Source organism: Sphingobacterium sp. SGR-19, assembly GCF_011043555.1.
GTDB lineage: Bacteria > Bacteroidota > Bacteroidia > Sphingobacteriales > Sphingobacteriaceae > Sphingobacterium.
The window spans coordinates 26,365-39,680 of record NZ_JAAKGS010000008.1 but is presented as its reverse complement, the minus strand read 5'-3'; the positions used below and the strand labels follow the sequence as shown (position 1 = coordinate 39,680).

Genomic DNA, 13,316 nt, shown 5'->3' with positions numbered 1-13,316 from the left:
TTTTTAGTGTTAGACCGGTTTTATTTTTAAATTTGTTATTCAGGTTGTAAACAATTAATTACCCTTATCAATGGCAAGATTAAACTTATTGGAGGAGACTCGTTTTGAGCGTGTACCGGTAAAAGTGTACGACAATCAAAATGAAGCTTCTGTGGATGTTGCTAATCGTATAGCTACCATCATCAAAGAAAAACAGGCAAAAGGCGAGACAGCGGTATTAGGTCTGGCTACCGGCGCCACACCTGTTAAAGTGTATAAAGAATTAGTCCGTCTTCACAAAGAAGAGGGGTTAAGCTTTAAAAATGTTGTCACATTCAATTTGGACGAGTATTACCCCATGAAACCTGATGCTCCCCAAAGTTATGTGGCGTTCATGAACAAAAATCTGTTCGACCATATTGATGTTCCTAAAGAGCATATCAATATTCCCGATGGCACATTGCCGGAGGATGCCATACACACCTATTGTGAAGCATATGAGCAGAAGATATCGAATTTAGGAGGTATCGACATCCAGCTTCTAGGTATAGGACGGACAGGGCATATCGGATTTAATGAGCCGGGTTCAGCACCCAACTCAGGTACCCGTTTGGTTGTATTGGACGATTTAACACGCCGAGACGCTTCTCGTGACTTCGGAGGAAAGGAAAATGTACCTACCAAAGCGATCACGATGGGCGTTGGAACAATCTTTAAGGCTAAAGAGATTGTACTCATGGCTTGGAATGAGAAAAAAGCGGAAATTGTAAAGAAAGCTGTAGAGGGGGAAATATCCTCTGACATTCCAGCAACATATCTTCAGCTTTCTAGTTCAGTAGAATTCATATTGGATACAGATGCAGCTTCACAATTGACCCGATTTGATTTACCTTGGCTGGCAAAAGAAGTAACGTGGACGGATACATTGATAAAAAAAGCGGTTGTATGGCTATCATTGAAATTGAATAAGGCCATTTTAAAGTTAACCGATGACGATTACAACAATAATGGCATGGCTCAGCTGGTGACAGAGAAAGGCCCGGCATACAGCATCAATATCAAAATATTCAACGAATTGCAACATACCATTACCGGTTGGCCTGGTGGAAAACCTGGTGTAGATGATACTAACCGACCGGAAAGAGCGGAGCCGGGGCAGAAAAACGTTATCCTGTTTTCCCCTCACCCCGACGATGATGTCATTTCTATGGGTGGAACGTTTATTCGTTTAGCTGATCAAGGACATAACGTTCACGTTGCTTATCAAACTTCAGGCAATACAGCCGTTTGGGACGATGATGTTTTGCGATATTTAGAATTTGTTCAAGATTTTGCGGTCGCTGTGGATGACGACAACGGTATTACGGCCAAAATCTACAACGAAGCGAAGGAATTTTTCAAAACAAAACAGCCAAATCAGGTCGATCCGGAAATCATTCGTACTATTAAGGCTTTGATCCGTAAAGGAGAGGCTATTGCAGGGGCACGTTTTGTCGGACTTCCAGATCGTAATATTCATTTCCAAGATTTACCTTTCTATGATCGCGGTAAATTTTCTAAAGATGTTTCTTACGAAGACGATATCCAACAAACCATGGAATTGCTTCGAAAAGTGAGGCCACATCAGGTCTTTGCTGCAGGTGACTTTGCCGATCCGCATGGAACGCATAAAGTATGTTTTGACATCATCTTCGAAGCTTTAAAACGACTATCGAAGACCGATGAATGGACCAAAGATTGTTGGTTATGGCTATACAGAGGCGCTTGGCACGAATATCCAATTCACGAAATTGAAATGGCGGTTCCACTCTCTCCGCAAGAGGTGAAACGCAAGCGTCTTGCTATCTTCAAACACCAATCACAGAAAGACGTGCCTGTATTCCCGGGAGATGACCCGCGCGAATTTTGGGTACGTGCTGAAGATCGTACAAGTGAAACGGCAGAGCTATACCATAAGCTAGGATTAGCAGATTACGAAGCTATCGAAGCTTTTGTAAGATGGAGATTTGATTAATTACAAACAACCAAGAATAGGTTCCAATTCTATGAATATTTCCGTTCCTTGCTGGAGCAGAAAGCTATATTTTAAAGAGTTAGGAATAAAACCAAAATGTTTTTTAAAAGCAGTGGTAAAATGAGTCGAGTGTTTGTAGCCCGTCATGCGGGCTACATCTGACACTCTATGATTGCCTGTAAGAATGAGCTCTTTGGCATGTTCCATTTTTTTCTCGGTAATATAATTCATCACCGTTTTCCCAAAATATTGCTTAAAGTATTTTTTTAGATATTGCACATTTGTTCCCACCTGTTTAGCTAAGTCGGGAATACTATGATTCTTCGAAAGGTCTTCTTCGATAATCTCTTTGGCAAGTAGGATTTTCTCATAATGACCTTTCATCACAATTACATGCTGTGTATTTTTGTTCTCTACTGCCAGCGATTGTATTTGATGAAATATAATTTCCAAAATAATCAACTCCGAGCGCATCTGGTAAAGCAAATCTGTTTCCGGCAATGATTCAAGTTGCTCAAATAAAAGTCGAAAGCGCGTATCACTCTTCGTCATAAAACCCTTGGCAAACCTCAGCGGTTCTTGTTGATATTTATCATGAAAGAAGTGGAGGTTTTCGGGTGCAATCAATACGATGACAAGATGATTACATTCGTCTTCGCTCCTTATTTCGATAGTATCGTGCGCCTCGAGGTAATGAATAACATTATGCCCTTCTGGCAAAACGCACGAAGCATGGGATAACGTGTAATGAATGGTTTGCGAACAATGGCGGGAAAGAATGTTGATATAGCATGCTTTTGCTGTTTGATAAGAGAACAGCGCATTCCCTTTAATATATTGATGTTGAAAAGCGTATTGCGTAGCGGTCAATGCACAACTATTCTTCATTTTTTTATTTAGATCAATTCTGCACAAGCAAATATAGTCATATTTTTATTGTAGTCAAATCCGGGGGGGGGGAAACGCTCGATACATCTTCTATACTAATTATCTCTTAAAGTAGATTTTATAGGGATATAGCAAGGTATTAATAGGGGTTAATACTCTATTATACCCCTACTATACCCCTACTAACCCCCTGTTAACTCCCTATAAACTTATAACCAAAGGATAAGCATTATAGAGCGTAAGTTTATCCTTCTGTTATGCAGCTCTAAAAAACTTCACGTATCTTTGCAGGAATAAATAAAGATGATCATGAAAAAATATATAGCGATATTCTTGTTCACGATACCTACTCTCCTTTTTGCTCAAACAAAAGAAGAGCTTATTGCACAGGTCAAAGCCAATCCTTCGAGTATCGAAACACTGAAAACTATACAACGAGTGGGTGGATACAATCCCGATTATAAAGAACTACGAAGGTTATTTAAAGGTTTAGACAAAACTGTACGCCGGTCGGCACAAGGCAAGCAATTTGATTATTACCTTAAACGTTTGGAAAATTCATCCGTAGGCAAAAAAGCACCCGCCATCACCCAACTTACCCCCGAAGGCGAACCTTTTTCTCTTTCGGACTTGCGCGGTAAATATGTACTGATCGAATTCTGGGCCTCTTGGTGTCCAGATTGTCGTAGAGAAAACCCCAATTTGGTGAAGACATATGCTGAATTTAAAGACAAGAATTTTGAGATCTTGGGCGTTTCTTTTGACCGTAAACTTGACGATTGGGTCGCTGCTATTGAAAAAGATAAATTAACTTGGAAACACATCTCTGATCTACAATCGTGGCAGAATGCAGCAGGAACGTTATACGGTGTGCGCGCAATTCCGCAAAATATTCTGGTCGACCCCGAAGGCACTATTGTGGCTCGTAACCTGCATGGTGAAGCTTTGAATACAAAGCTGAGAGAGTTACTTTAAGGGCGCAGCCACTGCGCCCTTAACTTATCGCTCTACTTCTTGAAGATGAATAGCATAACCTCCCCCGGGCGCACTTTTCAATTTCAATTTAGACTTATGCGTAATCGGCTTTTTTGAAATCGTATACGCTTGTGGGTTATCCTTATAATGTGCATCTTTCGCATCGGCATAAATCGTCGCTATATATTTCTTCCCCGGATCCAGAAACCCAAACTCAAGTTCCGAAATATGGCCGTTCTCTCCAGCCACGCTTCCCACAAACCAAGTATTTGCTCCCTTTGTCTTACGCGCTACGGTTACATACTCACCCGGTTCAGCTTCCAGGTATTTACTATCATCCCAATCCACGGCAACATCTTTGATGAACTGAAAAGCATCCATAAACCTCTCATAATTTTCTGGCAGGTCTGCAGCCATCTGTAAGGGGCTATACATAGTTACATAGAGTGCCAGCTGGTTGGCTAATGTGCTATTGACCTGAGAGTCATTATTCGGGTTCACTTTAGAAATATTCATTTCAAAAATACCTGGCGTGTAGTCCGTAGGCCCTCCTATCTGCCTGGTGAACGGCAAGATCGTGACGTGGTTCGGATGGTTTCTGTCTCCCCCGAATGCTTGATATTCGGTGCCACGGGCAGATTCATTTCCAATGAGGTTCGGCCAAGTCCGGCTCAATCCTGTTGGGCGTACCGCTTCGTGTGCATTGATCATAATCTGATATTCCGCTGCCTTTTCCAACGCATACTGATAATGGTTGTTGATCCATTGGCTATAATGGTATTCCCCACGGGGGATGATATTGCCAACATAGCCTGTTTTCACCGCATCATAACCATTATCTTTCATGAATTGATAGGCTTGATCTAAGTGCCGTTCGTAATTTCGTATCGAACCTGAAGTTTCATGGTGCATAATCATCTTCACACCTTTGCTCTTCGCATACGTACGTATTTCATCCAGATCAAAATCCGGGTAAGGCGTCACAAAATCAAAGACATAATCTTTCGCATTTCCAAACCAATCTTCCCAACCAATATTCCATCCTTCGACGAGTACCCCATCAAAGCCATGCGCGGCTGCGAAATCGATGTAACGCTTCACGTTCGTCGTGGTCGCACCATGTCTGCCGTGTGGTTTTACCTGAGTATAATCGGTTTTTCCAATATGCACACTTGGTAAGTCATAAGTATATGACCATTCGCTTTTTCCGGTAATCATTTCCCACCACACCCCAACATACTTCGTCGGCTTAATCCAGGAGGTATCCTCGATCTTTGAGGGCTCATTCAGATTCAGCGTTAGGTTGGCCGCTAAAATATCACGGGCATCATCACTCACCATAATCGTTCTCCACGGACTACGTGCCGGTGTCTGTAAATTGCCTTTCGTACCGTTTGCATCCGGTGTCAACCAAGATTTAAAGACAAAATTTTTATCGTCCAAGTTCAAATGCATACAGGCAAAATCAATCAACGCCGCCTCGTGTATATTGATATACAGGCCGTCATCTGTTTTCATCATCAAGGCCGTTTGTACGCCTGTTGGCGAAAACGGGGTCTGCGAAGCATTAGGTGTAATGGCTTCCTGCATCAGGCCACGTATTTCGGACAATCGGGAAGTAGTATAATTATACTCCTGCGTGTCATAATCTCCGGGAATCCAAAATGCTGTATGGTCGCCCGTCATGGCGAATTCCGTTTCTTCTTCTTTCACGACCAGATAGGCCAGATCCTGTTGCTCGGGAAATTCATAGCGAAAGCCTACCCCCTCGTCGTAAACCCGAAACCGGATTACCATTTTTCGTTTCGAGTCATCCTGTTGCAATGTTACCGCCAGCTCGTTGTAATGGTTGCGAATATCCTTAGATTCGCCCCACACCGGTTGCCAGGTTTCGTCGAAAGTTAACTCCTGACGATCTACGACCTTAAATCCGCTTGCCAGTGAACTTACCGACTGCGTTTTACCTGCATCCGTTTCTCCGCCAAACTCCGATTTGCGTGTATTCCCTGTCAACGTAAAACCCAATCTACTGGGTTTCACAACCGTTTTATTTTTATAGTGCAGGGAATAGGTAGGCACGCCTCCATCTTCCACAGCAAACGACAACGACAGGTTACCCTTTGGTGATTTCAATTCCTGTGCCGCGCTCCAAAGCCCCAGACAACAAAATCCGACTATCCAAAACCATTTCTTTATCATGTTATATTCCATTTATCTGTATTGTTACTTTCTTTCTATTGTCTGGGAAACGCACCGTGCATTCGCCCGTTTCTTCATTCCAAGACCAAGCGGTTTCCGGACTATTTCCGTCCAGTGTTTCCACCGTAAACAAATCCGGGTTACCGGAAATAGCCTTACCATCTACTTTTACCGCTGCCGGAGTTTGTTCGATATGGAAGCGCAAGACGATATTCCGACCTTTTGCCGGCGTATACCTATTATCCTGCGGCTTAACTTCCATCGTATATCCTGTATCTGTTGTGGTGCAGATAAAACCGGTTTGCGAAGAAACATCTTTTTGATAATCCAAACTCTCCCCATCATCTTCATACACGGTAAAAGAAGCCTGTTCTCCCTCATAATTTGGGAAAATGTGCACGTGCAGTGGATAATCTTCTCTTTCGTGGATGTATTGCATCACCGGCATCATCGGTACGATAGATCCCTTTTTCACAAACATCGGGATAACGTTTAGCGGTGCCCGGTAAGCAATTGTTTCACCGCCGAAATACACAGTCTTCTTATCGTTGAAATCGATCCATTCGCCTTCTGGAAGATACAACCGTTTTACGCGCTCCCCTTTTTTCAGCACCGGCGCTACGAGCAATTCCTGTCCGAATATAAACTGATCTTCCACCTTAACCGCCTGCTCATCGTCCGGATACTCCATAAACAATCCGCGCAGAATCGGAAGACCGGTATCATAAGCCTGTCGGCCATAGGTATACAAATACGGGAAAAGCTGATACTTCAGTTCGATGGCGGCTTTTGCATTTTTTTCGGCGACTTCACCAAAGAGCCAAGGCTCTACCGCATTGTCGCCTTCGTGATGTGCGCGGCTCAGCGGATTAAAGATTCCGAATTGCATCCAGCGGGTATACAGTTCTGCCATAGCCGGATAATCTGTAATATCTCCACAATAGCCCGAAATATCGGTCGTCCAGAACGGTATTCCCCCAAGACCAGCGGAAATGCCCACCGCAACCTGGTTGGCAAACTGCCCCCAACCCTGCAAGACATCCGCGCCGTTTCCGCTATCGCCCGACCAGCCAAATGTATAACGCTGCAATCCGGCATAAGCTGCCCTGGTCATCTGAAACACCCGCTTGTTGGGATTATGCTTCTCAAACTGCTCTTTCACAACTTTATCCCAAGTGAGGCCGTATACATTGTGAATCTCATCGTGCATACCGATATGGTGCTGCATATAAAGACGGTCGGCATCCTCTTCGTTACTCCATGCCGGTTCACCCATATCCGTCCAAAACCCATGCGCACCGTCGGCTAATGGTTTTTGCTGCTGCTCGCCCCACCAGTCGGCTACCTCCGGTATCGTAAAGTCTACGACACCGCAATTACCGCCCCATGGCCAGGGCATATCATACGATTTGCCTGTACGGCTATCCTTAACAAGGAATCCCTTGGCATCGGCTTCCTGCCACTGCTTCTTATTCGCCTGCGAAATAACAGGATCCTGCGACAGGATCATTTTAAAACCATTTTGCTTCAGCTCCGCCAACATGGCTTTGGGGTTTTCATAATTTCCTTTCCGCCATTCAAAATCCTGTAGCCACTGTGTCCAGCCAATGTCCTGGTATATAATATCAATGGGTATCTGCCGTTTTCTAAATTCCGTAGCGATTTCGAGTGCCTGATCTTCCCGGGTGTACAGCCCACGGCTCTGTGCAAAGCCAAAAGCCCACTTCGGCGGCATGATCGGCTTACCGGTTAGGGCGATATATTGGCCCTGAATATCTTTATAATCTTTGCCATAAATAAAATAGTAAATAAAAGCGCCGTCAGGGGCCTCAAAAGAATAGAACTCATCCGACTCGGTACCGAATTTAAACTCCGTTTTGTAGGTATTATCCAGAAAAACCCCATAATTATAACTGCTCATAAAGAAAGGGATACTCTTATAGAGCGGATCCTCCTGAGCACTATAGCAAGGTCGGTCGCTGTTCCACATTTTGTAGGCACGTCCGCGTCTGTTGAGCGGCCCTGTTTTCTCGCCAAGACCGAAAATGTTCTCATCGTTCCGCAGAACCTTATACGCCACTATACGCGTACCGTCGGCCTCATGTCCACGATCCTGATAATCGCTGAAAATCAATTTTTGCCATTTGTCATAGATGAGCAATTGCATATCTTTTTTATGCAGCCTCACCCGTAACTTGGAGGTGTAAATCTCATAACTCGACGGTTCGTCATTCACCGAGATCTCCCCCACATCTTCCAGCTCTTCATTTATCACCGCAAAGGAAGGGTTGCTTCGTTTTAGTTCACCCATTGGATCAAACCAGATCCGTACCATCGAACTGCTGTTGAATTTCAATTGCAGCTTTGCGCCGGCATCTCCATGAAAAGTAACGACATTCCCATCTATTGTATAACTTGAACAAGCTTGCGGACTTGTTCCTTGCTGTGCCGCTGCTCCAAAAGCCGATAGAAACACCGTACACCATACTACTATATATCTTATTAACTTCATATTCTTAATATTCTATAACCAACATATCCCAATATTGAAGGCTTGGCAAGCTAACCGTCAACGTATTCCCTTGCTGTTCTATAGGCAACTCAATAGGTGCACCGGCAGCGATATCCGGCGACGCCATCCATACCTTACGCACCGTTTTGCTTACCGGAATCCGCAAGGACACATCGGTCACGGTATTCGGTTCGCGTTGCGTACCATTGCTGTCCCGCCATTCCATGGTACTGGCATTGTTGAAGTTGACAAGATGAACAACATCACGGTTACTGAACCGACGCCCGTAACTCGTTATATTTCCTTGGACGGCAGTTCCATTCACTACCGCAACACCGTCGTTTTGTGCTTCGACAGCAGGCTCAAAGGCCTCTCCACCATCGCGCAACAGGTTCTGATAGCCCACCATAAAATCGTAGTAAGTGATCAGCTTATCTTTGGTTGTTCCCCGCAACTGTAAGTTATTATTGGGAAAATACTCGTTCGTGAGATAGTGTTCGCCGATTTCCAGGTGTGCTCCACCATTGGCAAAGATAACCGCATTGGTGAGCAGGATGCCCGGCTCGTTGAGAAACCCCGATTGGTTGGAACGCCCATAGTTCATATACGCTGCCAGCACGCTATTTTTCTCATAACCGCTATACCGATAGTTATCGCGGATAATGCCCACGAGGTCATTGAATGAATTTAACGGATCCCAAACTTCGGTATACAGGAAATCTACATCCGATGTTGCAATCGGACTCTCCTGCCCATATTGCGTGACAGAGTTCATCACATGGTACTTATCCGGAAATGCAGCAACAGTAGATTCGATAAACGGGCCGTAGGCTTGAGCCAATTCCACCTCCTGACCGTTATAGTCATAAACCGTTCCTCGATTGCCTAACTGATCAATATGAAAGCCATCAAAATCAAATACATCGTATACTTCCTGATGACGCTTATTAATGTAATTCTGCCAGTCCGTATTCGCAGGGTTCGTCAGATAAATACTGCTGCGAAATGGCGGATCCAGTGGATGCACATCCTTTTCTTTCCGTTCCGCATCCTTAAACAGATACCACTCCTCCCGCACGCCATCACCCGCGGCATTCGATAACGCGCCGAATAACAGGTTATAAAACATCGCTTTCATCCCCATGTCGTGCGCTGCTTGGATATACCCCTCGACGGTAGACTTGTAGTTGATCCGCCCGATCAAGTCTGCCCAACTTTCGGCCGGGTTTTCAGGAGTGCCGGCAAGAGGCTTCTGATGATCGTATTTCCAATCGTAGAATTGTACGCCATTGATATGAAAACGGCTTAGATTCTCCATATTCCGTTGGATCATTTCTGGCGATAAGCGTTCGTAACTGGAAACAAAACCATATCTCGGAAATTTCGTCCATTCCGACGACACATCCACTGCCATACTATGCAGCGCTTTCTTTTGTGGATCATCGCTCTTATACACATACACCAAGTAACCCTTAAAGTCATCCGATGGTGCGGTCCAAGTCCAAGAAGAGCCTGTTAGTTTCTCTTCTTTTAAAACCACTCCGAGATGCGTATAGCACACCGTTAATTCCTGTGGATCGATTTTGCCATCCAAAGAGAGTTTTACCTGATCGCCGGGACTATATACTGCCCGATCTTTATGCAGAGCTGCCTTAAAATAGGTTTCACCATACGTAACTGGATCTGCATTGACATCATAATAATCTTTACAACTTCCCCATAACAGGGTAGTACAAATCAGTAAAGACCAAGGTATTTTCTTCATTTTCTTTCTTCCTATTGTTTTTCAATGATTACGGTATGTTTTAACTGATCCAGGGTAATCGTATATGTTCCCGCAGACGCGATCTTCCACTTATTATCCGGATTAGAGCCGGGATAGCTGAATAGCATCTGTTCGACATCACCAGTAGGTTCCTTCCCATTAGCCGAAGCCAAGAACCAAGCACCGTTCCAGTCGGTCTGTTTATCACAACTAAATTTCAATTCGCCAGCTTTTAAGGATCCGCTCCATGTAAATTGGTAAGCGGTACTCCCTTTTGCCATGGCTGTTGCATTTTCCACATCCCATCCGTTGGGTGTTGCATCCCCAACCAGATACATATTAGCATAAGGTGTGAAGGGTACAATATCGATTTTATTTTCACGCAGATCCAACCTGATTTTGTACGTTCCATCCGATATTTTCCATTTATAGTCCGCTGCGTTCTCACTTTCCGACCAGCTCACCACCGGTAAATCCGTACCCACTCCCTGTCCGTTGGTTTCCGGACGTAGGAATACGATGCTCTGATCAAAATCCGGCCGGGTGGCGATCTTGAATTCATCCGATCCGGCATCTGAGCTCAGTGCAGCGTGGTAGTAAAAGATAAACGGATCATTGGCATCCTGCACCATCGGCGCAAACTGCCATCCCGTAAAGCCTCCGACAAACCACAGTTCGCTATAGGGAGGCCCTTCTGCTTCTACGATGTCTATCGTCCGGGCAATCAGGTTAACCCTAATCTGATAGGTTCCTGCTTCCGTAATATGGAACGGCTCATCATACGGATCGTCTTCTGACTCCCTAAAATACAGGGTACTGCCGTTTTCGCCACGATTGTAGGAAGGCGCAAACTGACCTTCTGTCGTGATAAATTTAAACTCGCCCGGAACTAAATTGCCTTGCCACATAAAGCCTCCCGGTGTACCCTGCATGGCATTCATTGGCGTTGGGTCATCTGCACTCCATCCATTCGGTGTGGCACTGCCAATCAGGAATAACGTGGAGCTAACAGGTTTATAGGTCTGCACGGTTATCACTATAGCGTCAGATACCTGCGGAACTATACCTGCCGCCTGCACATGCGCCGTTACACGGACCTCCAGTTCTACCGAACTCCCCGGTTCCACGCCAAAATCATCAAGCAATAAGCTGTTGAGGGCGGCCGTCCGATAGGTCAGTATCGTATTCCCTTGATCGTGCGTACTACTGATCGCTTCGTCAAAATTTGCTCCCCTTACCGCCAGCTCAAACGTATATTTTATCGCAGCATTGGATCCAAAATTCGATCCCGGAGTCCACTGAAAGGTAATCGCATCGCTTTCCGGAGCGGCCACGTCCAAAACGATTTCCGATTCATCTACGGATAAGGCCAACGGCCCATCGGGATAATCTACCCCGCCAAAATCTTCTTTACAAGAGCTCAATAGCATGGGGATTACCAAACATAAGCTCAGGATATGATATATTTTCTTCATCGTAAACATATTAATAACCGGGATTCTGTCTCAATTTCGGGTTGGCATCCCGTTCTACTTGTGGAATAGGAAGCAATAGGTGCTTTCTGGCTGCGTTCAGCTTACCGATACTGTGCAGAAAGTCCAACGCATACTGTCCGTTATCCCACCGGATCATATCAAACCAACGGTGTCCTTCAAAAGCCAGTTCGATACGCCGCTCTTGACGGATTTTTTCACGCATGTCACTTTGTGACAAATTTTCCAGCTCCTGCTTATTGGTCAAACCCGCACGTTCGCGAACACTATATAACGGCTCTACAGCTTCTCCGGTACGGCCAAGCTCGTTCAGTGCTTCGGCTTTCATCAGCAATACATCGGCATAGCGTAGCACCACGATATTTGCCGCATTTGTGTTGTAATCCGGTGATACCGACAGGGGTACCAGAAATTTCCGGACGTTATATCCCGTGGAAGACATATTGGATTTGTATTGCTTGCCGTCAAACAAAGGCCCTCCTTCATAGAGTACGGTTTTATCTTTGCGCAAATCGCCTTGTTCATATTGGCTAACGAATTCTTCCGTCGGTTGGTTCCAACCGTAGCCGCCACCTACCCAGCTGGAATTACGCGGCCCCATGTAGGTACTCAGCCAATTTGCCTGGTTTTCATCATCCCAAAAACCTGCATTTGTAAGTCCATAATATTGTACTTCAAAGAGTGATTCGGGTGTGTTTTTATGCCTTTTTTCCCCGCCGAAGCAATCACTATAATCCGGATTGAGTACATAGCCGTAATCAGCTACGAGATTACACATCTCGACTGCCTGCTCATATTGTTTCAGCGTTAGGTATACCTTCGCCAATATCCCTGCGGCCGCTCCTTTTGTTGCACGCCCTTTATCTTCGTCTCCATATTCTTCCCGTCGGGGCAACAGATTGATGGCATCATTCAGATCGGGTATAATGACTTCATTATAAATGCGGTTTTTGTCTATCCGTTCCTGGTTCAAATCATCATCTGGTTTCGGGGGGACCAAACTCAACGGCACATCGCCAAAAAGTTGTACCAACAGGAAATAATAATGCGCCCGTAGGAACTTTGCCTCACCGATAATCCGGTTTTTAAGGTTCTCGTCAATATCCATATCAGGTACATTTTCCAACACCGTGTTGCAATACAATATTCCCGGGTTCGGCCCCCGCCAGAGGTCAACTGCCGCAAAATTGTCTGGCCCGGTAGAAAAGTTGGCCAACTGGATTGTTTCGATACCATCATCGCCACCACCAGCACCCACGACACTGTTTCCCGCCATAATATCCAATGACCAGATCCGCATGTTGTATAATTTAGGGCGCTGCAAAGGCTGATAGGCGGCATTAACCATCGCCACGGCTGAAGCAGCGTCTTTTACCGATTCGGCACTCGGGTCTTCAAAGGGTTCTTTATCCAAGAAACCCGAGCAGGCACTGAATAGTAAAGGAAAAATTAAAAAAGCCGTATAAAATATTTTGTTCATAATCGTTATGC

The 13,316-nt window shown here is 45.0% G+C and carries 8 protein-coding genes; 2 read left to right on the top strand and 6 right to left on the bottom strand.

Annotated elements, in window-relative coordinates; genetic code table 11:
* Positions 1-70: 70 nt before the first annotated feature.
* A complete protein-coding gene (nagB, locus tag G5B43_RS14660) occupies positions 71-1,993 on the top strand; it encodes a glucosamine-6-phosphate deaminase (protein WP_165295553.1) in 1,923 nt (640 codons plus the stop codon).
* Here nagB and G5B43_RS14655 read toward each other — a convergent pair whose 3' ends face one another.
* Positions 1,994-2,881, bottom strand: coding sequence for a helix-turn-helix transcriptional regulator (locus tag G5B43_RS14655; protein ID WP_165295552.1), 888 nt, complete (start codon positions 2,879-2,881; stop codon positions 1,994-1,996). It abuts the gene before it with no gap.
* 309 nt (positions 2,882-3,190) lie between these two features.
* Between G5B43_RS14655 and G5B43_RS14650 the strand changes: the two genes are divergently transcribed.
* Positions 3,191-3,856: a peroxiredoxin family protein gene (locus tag G5B43_RS14650; protein WP_240904875.1), complete on the top strand. Its 666-nt coding sequence runs from the start codon at positions 3,191-3,193 to the stop codon at positions 3,854-3,856.
* 24 nt (positions 3,857-3,880) lie between these two features.
* On the opposite strand, the gene G5B43_RS14645 is transcribed toward G5B43_RS14650, so the two are convergent.
* The 5 genes from G5B43_RS14645 to G5B43_RS14625 are packed head-to-tail and all read right to left on the bottom strand — an operon-like array spanning position 3,881 to position 13,305.
* Complete coding sequence (locus G5B43_RS14645) at positions 3,881-6,055, bottom strand: glycoside hydrolase family 97 protein (protein ID WP_165295550.1); 2,175 nt, start codon at positions 6,053-6,055, stop codon at positions 3,881-3,883.
* Position 6,056: 1 nt separating this feature from the next.
* Positions 6,057-8,567, bottom strand: a complete 2,511-nt coding sequence (locus G5B43_RS14640; RefSeq protein WP_165295549.1) for a glycoside hydrolase family 31 protein — start codon at positions 8,565-8,567, stop codon at positions 6,057-6,059.
* Positions 8,568-8,571: 4 nt separating this feature from the next.
* Positions 8,572-10,332, bottom strand: coding sequence for a glycoside hydrolase family 66 protein (locus tag G5B43_RS14635; protein WP_165295548.1), 1,761 nt, complete (start codon positions 10,330-10,332; stop codon positions 8,572-8,574).
* Positions 10,333-10,343: 11 nt separating this feature from the next.
* Positions 10,344-11,807 (bottom strand): SusF/SusE family outer membrane protein, encoded by a 1,464-nt coding sequence (locus tag G5B43_RS14630; RefSeq protein WP_165295547.1) that lies wholly within the window; start codon positions 11,805-11,807, stop codon positions 10,344-10,346.
* Positions 11,808-11,817: 10 nt separating this feature from the next.
* Positions 11,818-13,305 carry a RagB/SusD family nutrient uptake outer membrane protein gene (locus G5B43_RS14625; protein WP_165295546.1) on the bottom strand — a complete coding sequence of 496 codons (1,488 nt, stop codon included), beginning with the start codon at positions 13,303-13,305 and terminating at the stop codon, positions 11,818-11,820.
* Positions 13,306-13,316 lie beyond the last annotated feature (11 nt).

What these genes read in the sequence shown, in the direction of transcription:
- nagB (WP_165295553.1), top strand. Translation starts at nt 71, where the DNA reads ATGGCAAGATTAAACTTATTGGAGGAGACTCGTTTTGAGCGTGTACCG.
- G5B43_RS14655 (WP_165295552.1), bottom strand. Translation starts at nt 2,881, where the DNA reads ATGAAGAATAGTTGTGCATTGACCGCTACGCAATACGCTTTTCAACAT.
- G5B43_RS14650 (WP_240904875.1), top strand. Translation starts at nt 3,191, where the DNA reads ATGAAAAAATATATAGCGATATTCTTGTTCACGATACCTACTCTCCTT.
- G5B43_RS14645 (WP_165295550.1), bottom strand. Translation starts at nt 6,055, where the DNA reads ATGATAAAGAAATGGTTTTGGATAGTCGGATTTTGTTGTCTGGGGCTT.
- G5B43_RS14640 (WP_165295549.1), bottom strand. Translation starts at nt 8,567, where the DNA reads ATGAAGTTAATAAGATATATAGTAGTATGGTGTACGGTGTTTCTATCG.
- G5B43_RS14635 (WP_165295548.1), bottom strand. Translation starts at nt 10,332, where the DNA reads ATGAAGAAAATACCTTGGTCTTTACTGATTTGTACTACCCTGTTATGG.
- G5B43_RS14630 (WP_165295547.1), bottom strand. Translation starts at nt 11,807, where the DNA reads ATGAAGAAAATATATCATATCCTGAGCTTATGTTTGGTAATCCCCATG.
- G5B43_RS14625 (WP_165295546.1), bottom strand. Translation starts at nt 13,305, where the DNA reads ATGAACAAAATATTTTATACGGCTTTTTTAATTTTTCCTTTACTATTC.